The organism is Chryseobacterium sp. MA9 (assembly GCF_024399315.1).
GTDB lineage: Bacteria > Bacteroidota > Bacteroidia > Flavobacteriales > Weeksellaceae > Chryseobacterium.
In genome coordinates, this window is the sequence record NZ_CP075170.1 from 3,093,266 (window position 1) to 3,110,913 (window position 17,648).

Annotated in this window: 16 protein-coding genes; 9 read left to right on the top strand and 7 right to left on the bottom strand. The window is 36.3% G+C overall.

The features are described 5' to 3' along the window. Both panB and KIK00_RS14040 read right to left on the bottom strand, forming a co-directional pair. Entirely contained in the window at positions 1-816 is an 816-nt protein-coding gene (panB, locus tag KIK00_RS14035; protein WP_255813003.1) for a 3-methyl-2-oxobutanoate hydroxymethyltransferase, read from the bottom strand. A gap of 61 nt (positions 817-877) precedes the next feature. After that, positions 878-1,591 carry a Crp/Fnr family transcriptional regulator gene (locus KIK00_RS14040; RefSeq protein WP_034692595.1) on the bottom strand — a complete coding sequence of 238 codons (714 nt, stop codon included), beginning with the start codon at positions 1,589-1,591 and terminating at the stop codon, positions 878-880. Between the two features lie 88 nt (positions 1,592-1,679). On the opposite strand from KIK00_RS14040, the gene KIK00_RS14045 reads away from it, so the two are divergent. The 9 genes from KIK00_RS14045 (at position 1,680) to KIK00_RS14085 (ending at position 11,256) form a co-directional block, all read left to right on the top strand. Next, complete coding sequence (locus tag KIK00_RS14045) at positions 1,680-4,058, top strand: heavy metal translocating P-type ATPase metal-binding domain-containing protein (RefSeq protein ID WP_255813005.1); 2,379 nt, start codon at positions 1,680-1,682, stop codon at positions 4,056-4,058. Positions 4,059-4,167: 109 nt separating this feature from the next. Continuing rightward, positions 4,168-4,380, top strand: a complete 213-nt coding sequence (ccoS, locus tag KIK00_RS14050) for a cbb3-type cytochrome oxidase assembly protein CcoS (protein ID WP_255813006.1) — start codon at positions 4,168-4,170, stop codon at positions 4,378-4,380. 21 nt (positions 4,381-4,401) lie between these two features. Beyond that, complete coding sequence (ccoN, locus tag KIK00_RS14055; protein ID WP_213277360.1) at positions 4,402-6,663, top strand: cytochrome-c oxidase, cbb3-type subunit I; 2,262 nt, start codon at positions 4,402-4,404, stop codon at positions 6,661-6,663. Between the two features lie 16 nt (positions 6,664-6,679). Beyond that, positions 6,680-6,880 (top strand): cbb3-type cytochrome c oxidase subunit 3, encoded by a 201-nt coding sequence (locus KIK00_RS14060; RefSeq protein WP_002983870.1) that lies wholly within the window; start codon positions 6,680-6,682, stop codon positions 6,878-6,880. Between the two features lie 10 nt (positions 6,881-6,890). Then, on the top strand, positions 6,891-7,772 hold the full coding sequence (locus KIK00_RS14065) for a cbb3-type cytochrome c oxidase N-terminal domain-containing protein (RefSeq protein ID WP_047377332.1): 882 nt from the start codon (positions 6,891-6,893) through the stop codon (positions 7,770-7,772). Between the two features lie 94 nt (positions 7,773-7,866). Continuing rightward, a complete protein-coding gene (gene ccoG / locus KIK00_RS14070; RefSeq protein WP_255813007.1) occupies positions 7,867-9,321 on the top strand; it encodes a cytochrome c oxidase accessory protein CcoG in 1,455 nt (484 codons plus the stop codon). 10 nt (positions 9,322-9,331) lie between these two features. Then, positions 9,332-9,784: a FixH family protein gene (locus tag KIK00_RS14075; protein WP_255813008.1), complete on the top strand. Its 453-nt coding sequence runs from the start codon at positions 9,332-9,334 to the stop codon at positions 9,782-9,784. Continuing rightward, positions 9,775-10,500, top strand: coding sequence for a sulfite exporter TauE/SafE family protein (locus KIK00_RS14080; protein WP_255813009.1), 726 nt, complete (start codon positions 9,775-9,777; stop codon positions 10,498-10,500). Before KIK00_RS14075 ends, KIK00_RS14080 begins: the two co-directional genes overlap by 10 nt. An 18-nt stretch (positions 10,501-10,518) precedes the next feature. After that, a complete protein-coding gene (locus KIK00_RS14085; protein WP_255813011.1) occupies positions 10,519-11,256 on the top strand; it encodes a hypothetical protein in 738 nt (245 codons plus the stop codon). Positions 11,257-11,310: 54 nt separating this feature from the next. Here KIK00_RS14085 and serS read toward each other — a convergent pair whose 3' ends face one another. From serS to KIK00_RS14110, 5 genes are all read right to left on the bottom strand, one after another. Further along, positions 11,311-12,579 (bottom strand): serine--tRNA ligase, encoded by a 1,269-nt coding sequence (serS, locus tag KIK00_RS14090; RefSeq protein WP_255813013.1) that lies wholly within the window; start codon positions 12,577-12,579, stop codon positions 11,311-11,313. Positions 12,580-12,645: 66 nt separating this feature from the next. Beyond that, entirely contained in the window at positions 12,646-13,164 is a 519-nt protein-coding gene (locus tag KIK00_RS14095) for a hypothetical protein (protein WP_255813014.1), read from the bottom strand. Between the two features lie 38 nt (positions 13,165-13,202). After that, complete coding sequence (gene asnB / locus KIK00_RS14100; RefSeq protein ID WP_255813015.1) at positions 13,203-15,101, bottom strand: asparagine synthase (glutamine-hydrolyzing); 1,899 nt, start codon at positions 15,099-15,101, stop codon at positions 13,203-13,205. Between the two features lie 66 nt (positions 15,102-15,167). Continuing rightward, positions 15,168-16,421, bottom strand: a complete 1,254-nt coding sequence (locus KIK00_RS14105; RefSeq protein WP_255813016.1) for a polysaccharide biosynthesis C-terminal domain-containing protein — start codon at positions 16,419-16,421, stop codon at positions 15,168-15,170. Between the two features lie 5 nt (positions 16,422-16,426). Next, a complete protein-coding gene (locus KIK00_RS14110; RefSeq protein WP_255813017.1) occupies positions 16,427-17,560 on the bottom strand; it encodes a glycosyltransferase in 1,134 nt (377 codons plus the stop codon). Positions 17,561-17,648: the final 88 nt, after the last annotated feature.

The following is a 17,648-nucleotide window of genomic DNA, read 5'->3' on the forward strand; positions in this document are numbered from 1 at the left end:
TTAATAGCTTTCGTTTTCGTTTGGAAACTCTACATTCTTCACATCTTTTACATACTGAGCAACAGCTCCAGTAATTTCTGTATAAAGGTCAAGATATCTTCTTAAGAATTTCGGGCTGAAACCTTTGTTCATCCCTACCATATCATGATAAACCAAAACCTGTCCGTCACAATCTGCTCCGGCCCCGATTCCGATGGTTGGGATAGAAATGCTTTCAGTTACTTTTTTAGCTAATTCTGCCGGAATTTTTTCTAATACGATTGAAAAACATCCTAATTCTTCCAAAAGTTGTGCATCAGCAATCAGTTTTTCAGCCTCTGCTTCTTCCTTAGCTCTTACTTTATATGTTCCGAATTTATAGATAGACTGTGGTGTTAATCCCAAATGTCCCATTACCGGAATTCCGGCATTGATGATCTTTTTGATAGACTTGGAAATTTCTTTTCCGCCTTCAATTTTCACAGCATGTGCTCCACCTTCCTTCATCATTCTTACCGCAGACTCCAGTGCTTTTTCAGGATTACTCTGATAAGTTCCGAAAGGTAAATCTGCTACCACCAAAGCTCTATCGGTTCCTCTTACCACACTTTGAGCATGATAGATCATTTGATCCAGCGTAATGGGCAATGTAGTTTCAAAACCAGCCATTACATTCGCTGCAGAGTCTCCAATCAAAATAGCGTCTACTCCACCTGCATCTACCATCTTTGCTGTGGTAAAATCATAGGCTGTAAGCATTGTTATTTTTTCCTTGTCGAATTTCATTTTACGCAAGGTTTCAGTCGTAACTTTTTTAATTTCAGAGTGAACAGACATAATTTATCTATTTTTAAAAGTTAAAAAGTCGGCCTTGAGCCGACTTAAGTTTTTGTATGATTTATAAAACTACGTGACCGAGTTTCATGAGTTTGTCGTGATTTAAGATCTTGATATTTCTTCCGTCTACTTCAATGAGACTATCCTGTTTGAATTCTGATATCAGACGGATGGCACTTTCTGTAGCGGTACCGATAATATTGGCAATTTCTTCTCTCGTTAATGAGATCTTGATAAAGCCTTCAGGATCTACTCCCAATTTCTGTTCCAGAAGCAAAAGAATTTCTGCCAACCTTTCTCTTACCGTTTTCTGAGCAAGGAAAGTGATGGTGTTGGAAGATTCTCCTAATTCGTATGAGATTTTCTGAAGCATGACGAAAGACAGCTGTGGGTCTACTTCCAGAAGATACATGAAAATATCTGCGGGTAAGAAAACACATTCAATATCTGTCATTGCTTCTGCTTTGGCCTGGAAATTTTCCCCACAAAGCAAAGAACGATAGCCGATGATATCCCCTTCTTTGATAAATCTTAAAATTTGATCTTTCCCGAACGCTCCTGATTTTGAAAGTTTGGCAGCACCTTTTTCCAAAACAAATACTCCCTTCGGAGTTTCACCATCCTCGAAAATGGTATCATGTTTCTGAAAACTCAGTTTCTTTTTGCCATTAATGTATTTTTCAAAATCTGCGCTAGAAAGTCTTTCTTTAAATGATTTATCATTAAAAACTCTGGCGAACCTCTCTTCAATTGCTATCTGTTGTTCCTGCGGCATTTTATATGATATTTATCACAAAAATAGAACTTTTTAACGCGATAAACAAAAAAATTTGTTATAATTTTGTAGTTCAATATTTTATGGGGTGAGCGAGAACTGTTTTCATTGTGGTCAAGGGATAGAAAAAGAGAGAATTTTATTTGATGAAAAGACTTTCTGTTGTAATGGATGTAAGTCTGTTTACGAAATTCTAAATTTAAATAATTTAAGCAATTTCTATGAGCTTAATAAAGGAGCGGGAATTCGTCCGAATGATGAAAATTCTTCTCAATTTGATTACTTGGACACACCGGAAATCTTTGAAAAAGTTACTGATTTTTCTGAAGGAAACACCAGTCTGGTTACATTCAAAATCCCTGTCATTCACTGTTCTTCTTGTATCTGGCTGTTAGAAAGCCTTCACACGTTAAATAAGCATATTAAATATTCGCAGGTTAATTTCACAAGAAAGACCTTACAGATTTCATTCAATCATAATGATATGAAATTAAGCGAACTAGCTAAATTTTTAACTAATCTAGGATATAAACCGGTTATCAGCCTTGAAACTGCTGATAAAAATGAAGATCATCTTGACAAATCCTTATTAGTAAAATTTGCCATTGCCGCCTTTGCTTTTGGTAATGGAATGTTCCTTGCCTTTCCTGAATATATTGGAGGTGAAGATTATTGGATGGACCATTATAAAGGTTTATTCAGAACTTTGATATTTCTTCTGGCAACACCTGTTGTATTTTACTCAGCTTCAGATTATTATAAATCTGCATGGTATGGTTTAAAAAATAAGATCGTCAATATTGATGTTCCGATTGTCTTAGGAATTTTTGTCCTATATGGAAGAAGTATCTACGAAGTTGTAACAGATTATGGCCCAGGATATTTTGACACCCTTTGTGGACTTTTATTCTTTATGCTTCTCGGAAAAATTTTCCAAAAAAGAACATACAGTGCTCTTTCCTATGACAGAGATTATAAATCTTTCTATCCCATTGCCGTAACGAAAGTTGATTTTGAAGGAAAACAGGATAATATTTTACTGTCTGAAATAAAAGTGGGTGATAGAATTCTGGTTAGAAACCAGGAAATCATTCCGGTAGATGCCATTCTGATCAACGGAGAAGGAAATATTGATAACAGTTTTATTACCGGAGAAAGTGAAAGTATCAGCAAACAGCCTGGTGATAAGATTTTTGCCGGAGGTAAGCAAATAGGATCATCTCTGGAACTGGAAGTTATCAAAGACGTAGATCAAAGTTACCTTACCCAGCTGTGGAACAAGGAGGCCTTTAAGAAACATGAGACCGGACTTGACACATTAACAAACAACATCAGTAAATACTTCACATTCATTATTTTAGGTATTGCTCTCGTTGCGGGAACCTATTGGGCATTTATTGATTTGGAGAAGATGTTCCAGGTTATTTCTGCCATTCTGATCATTGCATGCCCTTGTGCGCTTGCCTTGTCTGCACCGTTCACTTTTGGACACATTATGAGGATTTTAGGTCGAAATAAATTCTATGTAAAAGACACTTTAACGATTGAAAAAATCGCGAAGCTTGATACAATTGTCTTTGATAAAACCGGAACGATTACCCACAGAAAAAAATCAAATATCAAATACGAAGGACCTGAAATCAACGAATTTGATTCCCTGAATATCAAAACATTATTAAAGAACTCCAACCACCCGCTTTCAAAATCATTGTATGAATTCATCGAAGTAAATGATGAGTATTTCCCTGTAGAGAAATTTGTTGAAATCTCAGGAAAAGGTTATGAAGCAAGCGTAAGAGGATCTCTTTATAAAATTGGGTCTGCCCGTTATAATGACCAGGAACCTAAAAACCTGGAAACAGCGGTTTATATCAGCAAAAACGGAGCATATTTAGGAAAATTCATTTTTAAGAATGAATACCGTCCGAAACTGAGAGAACTTTTCACAAAACTCACCAACTACAAAATATTTATCCTGAGTGGGGATAATTCCTCGGAAGAAAGCCAGCTTAAAGAGCTTATTCCAAATTACAAAGGAATGGCCTTTAATCAGAATCCGGAAGATAAACTGAATTATATTAAAGCGCTTCAGGATCAGCACATGAAAGTAGCAATGCTTGGAGATGGCCTTAATGATGCGGGAGCTTTAAAACAAAGTAATGTAGGGATTGCAATTGCTGATGACACCAACAGTTTTACACCATCTTCTGATGTAATTATGAACGGTGATAAAGTGGTTACATTAGACAATTACCTGAATGTTTGTAAGGGTTCCATCACCATTGTGAAAATGACATTTATAATCAGTTTTCTATACAATATCGTTGGTTTAAGTTACGCTGTTACAGGACATATGCATCCGCTCTTCGCTGCAATCATCATGCCAATCAGTTCCATCACGGTGGTTACCTTTACTACACTTTCAACCTGGATATTAGGACGTAAACATTTCAAAAAACAGGCGTAGAAGCCCTTATTTAGACTGATTTTAAATTAGCTGAAATCGGCATTTCGTGATGAATGTCATTATTTTTCACTAAATTTGAACCCCGAAAATAGGTTAATTTTGTTGTCCAATGGATATTCTATATTTAATGATCCTCTGCAGTGTTTCTTTGGCTGCGATTTTCTTGGTCGTATTTATAGTGTATGCCCGAAAAGGACAGTTTGAAGATGATGAATCTCCGGCTGTCAGAATCCTTTTTGATGATGAAAAAATCAAAGAAAATGATGAAGCAGGCAACAAAGATAAAGACGAGAAAAAAATAGGAGAAAATAATAAAAATTGAGAAAAATAGTGAATAGTTGATATGGAAACACAGAAGTTTAGTTATGACAATAGTATTGTCCGTGCGTTCCTTTATGCGACCTTAGTTTTCGGTCTTATAGGGTTTACGTTCGGGCTTACGGCGGCATTAATGCTTTTCTACCCTGAATTACCTGAATTCTTTTTCGGGACAGATGATACAACCATCAAAAGTTTGGCATCAGGAAACATTCAAGGGTTAATAAACACTCATGGTGCATTTGGTTTTGGTAGAATCAGAATGCTGCACACCAACACCGTAATCTTTGCATTCGTTTGTAACATTGTTTACACGGGTATTTATTACTCATTACAAAGATTATTAAAAACAAGAATGTACAGTGACACATTGTCTTGGTTACATTTCTGGACTTGGCAGTTTATGATCGTTGCTACGTTCATTACGTTCTTTATGGGAATCAATACCTCTAAGGAATATGCTGAACACGAGTGGCCGATCGACATATTGATCGCATTCTCATGGATCATTTTTGGTATCAATATGTTCCTGACTATTTCAAAGAGAAGAGTGAGACACCTTTATGTAGCAATCTGGTTCTATATCGGTACATGGATTGCAGTAGCAATGCTTCACATCTTCAACAACCTTGAAGTACCTTTATCTTTCACAGGCTGGAAATCTTATTCAGCATATGCAGGGGTAAAAGATGCTATTGTACAGTGGTGGTATGGACACAATGCGGTTGCATTCGTATTGACGACTCCGGTTCTAGGTTTAATGTATTACTTCCTTCCGAAGGCTGCAGACAGACCGGTATTCTCTTATAAACTGTCTATTATTCACTTCTGGTCATTAATTTTCGTATATATCTGGGCTGGTCCTCACCACCTTCAGTATACAGCTCTTCCGGCTTGGGCTCAGGCGGTAGGAACAGGGTTCTCTATCATGCTTATTGCACCATCTTGGGGAGGAATGTTAAATGGTCTTCTTACGCTAAGAGGAGCTTGGGATAAAGTAAGAGAAAATCCTATCCTTAAGTTCTTCGTTGTAGCTGTAACTTGTTATGGTATGGCAACGTTTGAAGGACCACTTTTGGCAACTAAAAACATCAACAAAATTGGTCACTTTACAGACTGGGTTATCGGTCACGTACACTTAGGAGCTCTTGGATGGAATGGTTTCATGGCATTCGGGGTTATCTATTATTTGGTACCAATTATGTGGAGAACAAAACTTTGGTCTGTAAAATTAGCTAACTGGCATTTCTGGTTAGGTACTTTAGGAATCATTTTCTATGCAGTTCCAATGTATATTTCAGGATTCACACAAGGATTAATGTGGAAGCAATTCAACCCAGACGGAACATTATTATGGAAAAACTGGTTAGATACAGTAACTGCTATTATCCCTTACTTTAAAATGAGATTTGTAGGAGGTTTATTCTATATCTCAGGATCTATCTTAATGATCGTAAACGTAATTGCTACGGTAAGAAAAGGATCATTCCAGAAAGAAGTTCCTGCTGAAGCTCCTGCATTAGCAAACATCAGTAAAAACAGAAAAGAAGGAGAAGGTACTCACCTTTGGCTGGAAAGAACTCCGGTATTATTAGGTATTTTATCTTTCATCACAATATCTATTGGTAGTTCAATTGAAATCATTCCTACGCTATCTCTTAAGAAAAGTGTACCTACGATTTCAGCGGTAAAACCTTATTCACCACTTGAACTTGAAGGTAGAGATATTTATATCCGTGAAGGATGTAACGCTTGTCACTCTCAAATGATCAGACCGTTCAGAGATGAGATCACAAGATTCAACGGTAAAAACGGACAATACTCCAAAGCTGGAGAATTTGTATACGACAGACCATTCCTATGGGGTTCTAAGAGAACAGGACCGGATTTACATAGAGAAGGTGGTAAAAACCCAAGTTCTTGGCACTACAAGCACATGTATAACCCAAGATCTACTTCTGCAGGTTCCATCATGCCTCGTTACCCTTGGTTAATTGCTACTGACTTAGACAGAACTAAGATGGTAGACAAAATGAAGCTGATGAAAAATGTATTCGATGTTCCTTATTCTAAGGCTGAAATCGATTCTGCAGATAAATGGGCTAACAACCAATCAGCAAAAATTGTAAAAGATATCTTCTCTGAAGCAAATGACCTTAAGCAGGCTTATGCTAAGAGACCTCAGGGAGAATTAGAGAAAAAAGAAATTGTAGCTCTTATTTCTTATCTTCAGAGATTAGGTACAGATATCAAAACAACTGAAATCAAAACAGCTAGTAATAACTAAACATTAAAAGGTTCATATGATTCCTCAGAACTTTAAAGATATATTATCCAATACAGAAAACGCTGGTTTTTACCAGACGCTGGCTCTGATTTTCTTTATGCTGTTCTTCATAGCTTTAGTAATCTATGTTTTTAGCAGACCTAAGAAATATTACAAAGAAGAAGAAGAAGCACCACTTGGGGATGATGAGGATGACGATTTTAATTTAAAAAATTAAACTATTTTTTATGAAACAAAGAACACCTGTTGTCGTAAACATCTTAATAATAATCGGGCTTTTAATAGTTTTTTATTATTTATTTGTACAGAGCTACGCGTTCCTAGCTTCGCCTTACTTCTGGGGAACTGTTGTGATCGCTGGTATCCTTGCCTATATCCATGGTGCAATTGGAGATCTGATTGAAAACAACAAATTCAAAAAATTATCTCCAGAAGAGAAAGCAGCTTATCTAGCTGAAAAGAAAGTTCCTTTCTTAAAAAGAATGTATTTGGCTGCATTCAAAAAGCAATCTGAAACTGAAGAAAAAGATATCCTTATTGACCACGGTTTCGATGGAATCATGGAGCTGGATAACCAGTTACCAAAATGGTGGGTAGGTTTATTCTATTTTGGGACCGCATTTTGTATTGTGTATATTGCAGCATACTCTTTCACAGACTTCGCTCACCCGTTAAGCGAATATGAAAAAGAATATAAAGAACAGTTGGCAAGTATTGAAGAATATCAAAAAACTCAACCTCCTGTTACGATAGAAACAGCAAAATACTCTGCTGATAATATTGCAGAAGGGAAAGAATTATTTAAAACAAACTGTGCATCTTGTCACAAAGAAGACGGTAGTGGAGGTATCGGACCAAACCTTACTGATAACTACTGGATCAACCAGCCTGAGAAAACGTTATTCAAAAACGTATTCCATATGGACTGGAATGGTTCTCCTACTAACCCTGCGATGAGAGCATTCGGTAAAAACGGAGAAGTTTCAGGTGCAGAGATTGAAAAGATTGCAGCGTATGTATATCACATCAATCAGGAACAACCACCGGTGACTCAGGCTCAAGGAGGAGCAGCTCCTCAAGGAACTGAAGCACATTGGGAAAAAGAATAATTTAAAAAATTAGAAACATATGAAAAAAACATAATTTGTTATTAGATAAAAATAGTAACGAATTATGTTTTTTCTTTTTTAAAACCTATTACATATGTCAGACATAGAAGAAATAGAAGTACGCGGCGGACAGGGACAGGTTCTGGACCCTGAGACTTACAGAGATTCTATAGGGACAATGGAGCAATCCGGAAAAAGAAGATGGGTATTCCCAAGAAAGCCTAAAGGGAAGTATACCAACTATAGAAACATTGTAAGCTATTTATTATTAATTATTTATTTTACATTACCGTTTATCAAAATCAATGGTAATCCATTATTGTTGTTCAATGTCATAGACAGAGAGTTTTTCATCTTTGGACAGCCTTTCTATCCACAAGACTTTTTTATCCTCACTTTAGGTGCTATTGCATCTTTAATCTTCATTATTGTTTTTACGATTGCGTTCGGAAGAATTTTCTGCGGGTGGATTTGCCCTCAGACAATTTTTATGGAATCGATCTTCCGTAAAATAGAATATCTGATTGAAGGTGACCGAAACAAGCAGATGAAGCTGGACAGACAGGAGTGGAACAGTGAAAAGATCTGGAAAAGAAGTTTGAAATGGTCTGTTTATATCATCATTTCATTGGTGATCACCCACTTTATGTTCATGTATATTGTAGGATATGAAGAGGTATTTAAGATCATTGGTGAAGGACCATTTGCACATCCTACCAATTTTATCGTAATGATTCTTCTTACCGCTGCATTTTATTTTGTATTTGCATGGTTCAGAGAGCAGGTTTGTACATTGGTATGCCCATACGGAAGACTTCAGGGAGTATTGATTGATAAAGACACCATCAATGTTTTCTATGATTTTAAAAGAGGAGAAAACAGATCAAAATGGAGAAAAGGTGAAGACCGTCAGGCTGCTGGCAAAGGAGATTGTATAGACTGTCACCAGTGTGTAGTAGTATGTCCTACCGGAATTGACATCAGAGACGGACAACAATTGGAATGTATAAACTGTACAGCCTGTATTGACGCCTGTGATGAAGTAATGGAAAAAGTAGGACTTCCGAAAGGACTGATCCGATATGCTTCTGAAAACGAAATTGAAAAACAAACTCAATTTAAGTTTACAGGCAGAATGAAAGGATTTACAGTATTCTTATTCCTTTTGGTAGGATTCTTAGGATACCTTCTGTACAGCCGTGGTGAGATGGAGGCTAAATTCATCAAGCCGGCAGGGAGTACATTCTTTGTAAGAGATGGTAAAATTACCAATACCTATAATTATACTTTCCTTAATAAAACAAACGACAAAAAAATCGTTACTATCAAAGTGATTGATCCGGCACATGGTGAAATTACTTATAGTGCATCAAGCAAAATTCAGGTAGACAGGGATAAAATTTCAAAAGGAACGATTAATATCAGCTTCCCGGAAGATGAAATGAAACTCTCTAAACAGAATATCACAATTGGCGTTTATGATATGAAGGGTAAACTGATTGATTCATACCAGACTTATTTTGAAGGGCCATTTAAACTGCAATTTTAATTAGAAAAAAATGAAGAACTTTAGTTGGGGACACGGTGTTGTAATTGCATTACTTGCATTCATAGTTTTTATACTATCCATGATGTTTCTTTTCCCGAACGGGCAGAAAAACTCTGAAATGGTAACAGATAATTATTACGAAGAGGAGTTGAAGTACCAAGATGTGATTGATGCGAAGAAAAAAGCAGATGAGTTACAGGAAAAACCTGTATACAGCCAGGATACCAAAGGAATTAAAATTACTTTTCCAAAAGAATATAACAACTCAAATACTACGGTAAAATTTGTTTTAAACAGAACCGACGACCAGAATTTAGATATCAAAAAATCTGTACAGCTTGATGCCAGCCAGTCTTTCACAATACCAGCACAGGTATTGAAAGTAGGAAACTACACATTAAGATTAAGTTGGACAAAAGATAAAGCAGACTACCGAATGGATTATGACGTGATATGGAAATAGGACTTATTGTATCGGCTATTGCTTTAGGCTTTGCTTCCGGTTTTCACTGTATCGGAATGTGCGGTCCTATTGCCCTGTCGATGGGATTAACCAAAAAACAGGCAGCTAACTTCTATCTTCAGAACCTTACCTATCAATTGGGGAGAATATTTACCTATTCATTATTAGGCGCACTTCTTGGAATTATTGGGCAGGGATTTGAAATGGCAGGCTTCCAGAAATACCTGACTATTACTGCAGGAGCTCTTCTAATTATTATGGCTGTATTTTCATTTGGTGGAAAAGATTTTGCTTCGAAAATCCCCTTCCTTTCCAAATTTTTATACACTGTCAAATTAAACTTAGGAAAACTACTTCAGAAGGCAGATTACCGTTCAAGATTCTCTACAGGAGTTTTGAATGGGTTTTTACCGTGCGGAATGGTTTACATGGCACTTACTGCCAGTCTTGCAGGAGGAGGAATATGGCAGGGAGCTTTATATATGGCTTTATTTGGTCTTGGAACCCTTCCGTTCATGTTTGCTATCGTTTTAGCCGGAAATCTGATGAATCAGGCCTTCAGGGTAAAAGTTTTGAAAGCAGTTCCGGTCATCATGATCATATTGGGAGGATTATTCATTCTAAGAGGTCTTGAGCTGGGAATTCCCTATGTTTCTCCGAAAGCCGAAGCTATGACGATTATTAAAGATCCAAACGGAGCTGTTAACTGCCATTAATTTGTATTTAAATACACCATGAAGAAAACCATTGTCTTATTTCTGATAAGCCTTTTTATGCTGCAATCCTGCAGTGTGAATTCTGAAATTGTCTATCACAAAGATTCCGCCTCTACTTCCGTAATGGATATTGATACAAGAGAGTTTATGACAGAGATGATGGCTATGACACCAGATTCATTAAAGCAAAAGGAATTTGGAGAAATGGACAGACTTCCGACTATCTGGACAAGCATGTACGATGTTGCCAAAAAGGAAGGAAAATTAAAACCAGAAAATCCGGATTCAATCAGAATCATGAAAAAAATCTTCATGAAGTCTACGAAAGAAGATAACAAACTTGCAGGGTTTTCTTTTAAGATGGATCATTTTTCGCCGGAAGATTATCTGGTTCTGAAAAGTTTTACAAAAACTGAAAAAATCCCAATGGATCAGAATATTTACAACAATTGGGATGGGAAAACCCTGAAGATTGATACAGAGAATTTTAATCTTAAAAGTATTGAAGAAGCCATCCAATCCAAAAGCTCAAAGGAAGAAGCTGAAAAAATAGCTGGTATGATGATCATGTTTTTCAAAAAGATTGGTACTACTTTAAAGTTTGAAAATCCCATACAATCAATTACAGGAAAACATGACTGGGTAAAGCAGATTGATGATCATTCGATAAGAATAGAATATGATCTGAAAGCCATTTATGATAAAGATTCAAAACTAAAAAACGCAGATAAAAAGATTATCATCGTTACAGAATAAAACAAAACCCACCGGAATCCGGTGGGTTTTTATTTGCATACTAAAACTGATAGTTTAGTTGATTACTTCAAATCTAGCGTATTCTGCAATCTTCTTAGGAAGTTTGATTCCCTCTGCTGTCTGGTTGTTTTCAAGCAATGCCGCCATAATTCTTGGCAGTGCCATTGCAGATCCATTCAGAGTGTGAACCAATTGAGATTTGCCATCTCCTTTGTAACGGCATTTCAATCTGTTAGCCTGGAACGTTTCAAAGTTAGACACAGAGCTTACTTCCAGCCACATTTCCTGAGCTGCACTCCATACTTCAAAATCATACGTCATTGCAGAAGCAAAACCAGTATCACCCCCACAAAGTCTTAATACTCTGAATGGAAGCTCAAGGTCTGTAAGAATTTCTTTGATGTGCTCTACCATTTCTTCCAAAACAGCATAAGAGTTTTCAGGCTTTTCAATTCTTACAATCTCTACTTTTTCAAACTGGTGAAGACGGTTCAATCCTCTTACGTGAGCTCCGTAGCTTCCCGCTTCTCTTCTGTAACACTGAGAGAATGCTGTATTTTTAATCGGAAGATCTTTTTCATCCAGCAATACATCACGGTAAAGATTCGTTACAGGTACTTCTGCTGTAGGAATAAGATATAATTTATCTTCGTTGATATAATACATCTGTCCTTCTTTATCCGGCAGCTGCCCGGTTCCAAAACCTGATGCTTCATTTACAACGTGAGGAGGATTTACTTCTGTATACCCCTTCTCTACGTTTTTATCTAAGAAATACTGAACCAAAGCTCTCTGCAATCTTGCTCCTTTCCCTAAATAAACAGGAAAACCTGCTCCTGCAATTTTAACCCCTAATTCAAAATCAATAAGGTTATATTTTTTGGCCAGTTCCCAGTGAGGAATAGCTCCTTCACCAAGACCTTCTACCGGATGAGACTGGAAAATCATTTCATTATCATCAGCAGAAGCACCGCTTTTTACCAATTCATTTGGAATGTTCGGAAGCTGATACAGAATATTCAGTAAGTCGTTTTCTTTAACTTCTAACTGGGATTTCAATTCTGAGCTCGACTCTTTGTATTGTGCTGTTTTAGATTTTGCAGATTCCGCTTCTTCTTTTTTCCCTTCTTTCATCAAAAGCCCGATTTCTTTCGAAATTTTGTTGATTTCGGAAAGCTGGGAATCTAGTTCAAACTGGATTCTTTTTCTTTCGTCGTCGGCAGCGATAGCCTCGTCCACCAACTCAAGATTTTTGAATTGTCTTTTCTTAAGACCTTCTAAAACGCGTTCTTTATTGTCGCGCAAAAAATTGACTTGTAACATTTTATTTAGATGTTAAATATTAGATGTTTAGCTCATAATAAGCTAACAATTGTACAAATTTAAAAATTATTTTGTGATCGTAACAGTATTTATAGAAGTGGGAGCATTTTCATCCTTAGAAAATACCGGAACATTGTTATATAAAACTTTTGAAACCTGGAATACCGTTGGTGTATTACGATACTGAACTTCCAAAGTGTCAACAACATTATCACTTGCATTCGTACTTTTCGTATACGTAATCTGCATTCTGGAATAATAGGAAGTTCCTGTTCCAGGATTCTCAGGGCTAATAGAATCCAGTCTTCTTCTTTTGGCTCCTGCCAGATACTCCATATAAAACAATGAATCCGCAGTCATCTTCAAAGAAACGCTTACCGGAGCAATATCTTTAGTCCCGAAAATATCATTCACAGAATAACCTGTAAAAGATCCTGTTTTCTTATTGTTCAGCAGATCCTGACCAGCGCTGTTTCTCACATAGATATTCATTAACTGATCTATTCTCTGCAAAGAATCATCATCACTTTTACAACTTACAAGTGCAAAAACCACAACAAGTATGCCCCAAAAATATTTCATCATAAATACAAAGGTAAAATATTAATCTTTAGGCTGCTTCTTTATTTTTCAAAATATTTCTGATACCACAGTTCAAAAGTAACCAGCTGCCAGATTTTCACCCAGTCATATTCATATTCCTGGTGGTTCCACCATTCATCAATCACTGCAGCGTTAAAGAAATTTCTCTTTTTTAAACTTTCAAGATTTTCAACAATGAAATCTCTCACTCTTTTTTCGTTTTTAATGAAATAATGAACCGGAAAGGAAAACCCTTTTTTAGGCATATTCAAAACAGATTCAGGGAGATATTTTTCAGCTGTTTTACGCAGTAATGGTTTATTCTGAATTCCATTAAATCTAATCTTTTCAGGCAATGAAGCTACATAATTGATCAGGCTGTTGCTCAGGTAAGGATAACGGAATTCCACACTATATTTCATCGCACTCAGATCATCCCGAAATACATGATGGGAAGACAGCGAATATTTCATATCATATTCAAAATACCCGGAATAGTTTTTTGATTCCGAAGCGTGGTATTTTGAAAGCTTTGAGTCAAGTTTAGTATAAATATCTGGTTGGAGGAGAGATTTAGCCTCATGAGGCATCATGCTGATCTGACTCTGTCTGAAAAAATCAAACATATGATCCTGAGAGAAATAATTTTTTACCCGTTGAGAAAATTTATCTTTTGTGAAAATAAAAGGGCTTACAAAATTGAAATTCCTCATCAGCATCCATCTATTCAGCTTCAGAGTATGGGAATAGCCGGCAAAAAGTTCATCGGCTCCATTTCCGCTTAGTACAACTTTAAAATCTTTATCATGTGCATATTTTGCTGCATTGATCAAGACTTCAAAGCTGCTGTAAGGTTCTTCAAAGTGCTGGATATTTTCCTTAAGCTGCTCCAGCGCTTCATGATCACTCACCTCTTTTATATCATGCGAAACGCCAAAATGTCTGGCAGCCAGAGATGCATTTTTTACTTCTTCTTCAGAAAATGGGTAAGATATGGTGTAAGTATTAATATTTGGATTAAAAGATTTTGATTTTGAAGCAATTAAGGTAGAATCTATCCCACCGCTCATCATCACTGCAACAGAAACATCTGCATACAATTGTTCTGATATACTTTCAGAAAGCAATTCATCTATTTTTCTTACAGCTTCTTCTTCCGAAACATCCTTCATAGACGGTGAAGGCAGTGTCCAGAATTTTTCTTTGGTAATTTTCTGATCTGTTAAATCAATGACCATAAAAGAACCAGGTTCCAGGGATAAAATATCCTGAAAGCAGGTTTGGGGAGCCAATGTTGTTTGAAAAAGAAAATTGGTATACACTCCATTCCAGTTGATTTCAGGTTTTACAAATTCATTTTTCAACAATGCTTTTATTTCCGAAGCCCAAACCAATCCTTCTTCACTCTGATGGTAAAAGAGTGGTTTCATCCCTATTCTGTCTCTTGCCAATGTAAGTTTCTGGCTGGAGAGATCAACAATACAGATCGCAAACATCCCATCCAGCTTTGCAAAGGCTGAATTTCCCCACTCCTGATAAGCCTCGAGAATAACTTCCGTATCAGAATTGCTTTGGAAAAAATGTCCTAAAATCTCAAGTTCTTTCTTTAATTTCTTAAAGTTATAAATCTCTCCATTAAAAGTAATAATGATCTGCTGATTCTCTGAGAGCATAGGCTGATGGCCTTTTTCGGACAGGTCAATAATGGATAGTCTGCGGAAACCCAAGGCAATCTCTGAACTTCTTTCATCTAAAACCGGAAACTGTTCTTTAATTTTTGAGGTAGAATCATTTCCTGAAAAAGAAATCCCCTGGTCATGATCATACAGCCAGAATCCTTCATCATCCGGTCCGCGATGTCTGATCGCCTGATTCATTTCCAGAATATTTGTTGAGGAAATACTTTTATGAAATGAATAATAACCGCTGATTCCGCACATAGTATGACTTAATAGATTTGTAAAAATAGGAAAATGACTTTGTTTTCTGTACCTGAACAGAGTAAATTATTTCTTCAGAAATTTTTCTTTTAAAAGCTGAATTTCCTCTTTTGACACCATATAATCTTTCAAACTGAATGTAGTAGAACTATAAAATTTCCGGAACAGCAGGAACGCTGAAACCAAATAAGATGATGTGGTTGCAAGACAGGCTCCCAAAATTCCCCATCTGGGTATTGCAATGAAAGAAAATATAACTGTAACAACCAACCCGACTATTGATTTTACATTGAGAATCTTTAGCTCCCTCATTCCTGAGAAGTAATGTCCTACCATGTCACTTACAGCAATGGCAAAAATTCCCGGGGATAAAAGAAGCATGATTTCTTTAGTATCCCTGAATTCTTTTCCGAAAATCAATTCATAGATCTGTGACGGGATGATAATGATTCCCAGTATAAAACCTATCATCAAAATAAAGGTCAGTTTTAAAGAATTCTTGGTTTTCTCTACAGATTCTTCCCTGCTTTTGCTATTAACCACATCTGAATATAAAACCACAGCAATACTTCTGGAAATTGTCCATATGGCTTCAGAAAAAGTCACTCCGATAGAAAATATTCCTACGCTGGCGATCCCTTCAAAATATTCCAGGAAATAAAAAGAAAGTCTATAGTTCAGAAACTGAACAAAAGCACTCAGCTGGGTTTTCCAGCCATATTCAAACATATTTCTGGCAACATCTTTACAGAATGATATTTCGGAAATATTACATTTTTTGATGATCTGAAAAAAGCTGGTCAGGAAGAGAAGCGCCAGACACCCGATTTGTGCAAGAAAGTATACTGAAACATCTTTTTTACCAAACAGATATACCAATATTCCGATAAAGATAATATGTACAAGTTGTTGTAAAACAGTGTAAACATTAAAACTCCTAATATCCTGTGTTCCAATAAATAAACTAATATTGGTAGATAACAGTGAAGAAAAAACAGAGATACCGATAAGATACAAAAGGTATTCATCCTGAATAGAAGCCAGACTGAATAAAAACGGGATTAAAAGCCCTGTCAGAAGAGACCACAGATAGGCAAATAATAAAACCTTTTCTATTTTAAACCTTGAAGCAAAATAGGAAGCACTGCTTCCTGAAAAAATACTGCTGAAAAAACTCACCGCTGCAGCATTGGCTATCACAATAGAAATAGTTCCCTTTCCTTCACTTCCCCACATATTCGTAGAATAGATCACCAGGCCGAAACTCAGAATCAGAATAAGAAAACGTGAGACAAAAGTTTTAATAATAGTAAGCTGCATAGCAATTATTTATCAATAGATCTTTTCACAAAATCAACAAAGGACTCTTTTATCGTGCTCCAATTATATTTTTCTTCAAATTCTTTCCTGGCATTGAGAGCATGCAAATGATACAGCTCCGGATTTCTTATATAATTAAGGATAACTTCTGAAATGGCATCAGCATTCTGCGGATCTACCAGACTGCCAAATGAAAGTGAACCCATATGTTTTCGGATTCCCTTCAAGTTTGAATAGATCACCGGTTTTCCTGCTCCCATAAAGTAAAACAATTTTATCGGCAGTGAGTGATTGTTTTCAAAATTGATTTCACGAAGGTCAAAACATATATCTGCATCTGCAAATGCTTCTGTAAACCGCTCAAATGTCGTGGGTTTTCTGAGCTCAATATGATCAAAAGAATATTTCTTCAGTAGCGCTGAAAAATAAAGTTCATCACTTTCCTGTACTGTTGATCCGATAATCAGAATCCTGACATGAAGTGCTGGGACTTTTTGACAAAGCTTATCTATGGCATTAAAAAAGTTTTCAATTCCTTTATCTTTAGAAATCTGACCTGTATAACAAAGGGTAATAGCATCAGAATCAATATTTTTGATATTTTCATTGATGTAAGCAGTATCTGGATAATAAGGAAGGATCATCTGCTTTTTAAAGCAAAAAAAATACGCTAAAGGAAACTTTTTGGTAGTTTCTCCAAAAATAAAATGAGTGCTCAAAAATCCTGCATACCATTGAATAAGAGAAAACTTAATGGTCTGAAAGATTTTAGCTGGAAACCGATACTTGCCAAGCATTGACATAGAAGGATACCATTCTGTAACATCATAGATACAGCTTGCATTATGTTCTTTTACAAATTTCTTTGATGCCACCACTGCAAGAGGTTCAGAGCAAACGATAGTCTGGGGTTGAAAATTGTCACAAACCTTACGGAATGTTTCCATTTTCTTTTCTATACTTTCCTCCAGAACGGCATAAGATTCTATTTCAATTCCTTCAATAATGCCTTTATATTCTGCATATAAACTGCATATTTTTACTTCATACCCGTTATCTCTAAGAGCCTTCGCCTGATGATAAAAAATTCGGTCATCATTATAGCTGTGGGATGTCGTTAAAAAAAGTACTTTAGGCATTAGTCTTACTCGAATCTGTACAAAGATACATTAAAACAAAAAAGTGAGAAACAGGTTCCCACTTTAAGATTATTCGTCTATATCAGCT

Bases quoted from the DNA above. Each gene is read 5' to 3' on its own strand.
- panB (WP_255813003.1), bottom strand. From the start codon at position 816: ATGTCTGTTCACTCTGAAATTAAAAAAGTTACGACTGAAACCTTGCGT.
- KIK00_RS14040 (WP_034692595.1), bottom strand. From the start codon at position 1,591: ATGCCGCAGGAACAACAGATAGCAATTGAAGAGAGGTTCGCCAGAGTT.
- ccoS (WP_255813006.1), top strand. From the start codon at position 4,168: ATGGATATTCTATATTTAATGATCCTCTGCAGTGTTTCTTTGGCTGCG.
- ccoN (WP_213277360.1), top strand. From the start codon at position 4,402: ATGGAAACACAGAAGTTTAGTTATGACAATAGTATTGTCCGTGCGTTC.
- KIK00_RS14060 (WP_002983870.1), top strand. From the start codon at position 6,680: ATGATTCCTCAGAACTTTAAAGATATATTATCCAATACAGAAAACGCT.
- KIK00_RS14065 (WP_047377332.1), top strand. From the start codon at position 6,891: ATGAAACAAAGAACACCTGTTGTCGTAAACATCTTAATAATAATCGGG.
- ccoG (WP_255813007.1), top strand. From the start codon at position 7,867: ATGTCAGACATAGAAGAAATAGAAGTACGCGGCGGACAGGGACAGGTT.
- KIK00_RS14075 (WP_255813008.1), top strand. From the start codon at position 9,332: ATGAAGAACTTTAGTTGGGGACACGGTGTTGTAATTGCATTACTTGCA.
- KIK00_RS14080 (WP_255813009.1), top strand. From the start codon at position 9,775: ATGGAAATAGGACTTATTGTATCGGCTATTGCTTTAGGCTTTGCTTCC.
- KIK00_RS14085 (WP_255813011.1), top strand. From the start codon at position 10,519: ATGAAGAAAACCATTGTCTTATTTCTGATAAGCCTTTTTATGCTGCAA.
- serS (WP_255813013.1), bottom strand. From the start codon at position 12,579: ATGTTACAAGTCAATTTTTTGCGCGACAATAAAGAACGCGTTTTAGAA.
- KIK00_RS14095 (WP_255813014.1), bottom strand. From the start codon at position 13,164: ATGATGAAATATTTTTGGGGCATACTTGTTGTGGTTTTTGCACTTGTA.
- asnB (WP_255813015.1), bottom strand. From the start codon at position 15,101: ATGTGCGGAATCAGCGGTTATTATTCATTTCATAAAAGTATTTCCTCA.
- KIK00_RS14105 (WP_255813016.1), bottom strand. From the start codon at position 16,421: ATGCAGCTTACTATTATTAAAACTTTTGTCTCACGTTTTCTTATTCTG.
- KIK00_RS14110 (WP_255813017.1), bottom strand. From the start codon at position 17,560: ATGCCTAAAGTACTTTTTTTAACGACATCCCACAGCTATAATGATGAC.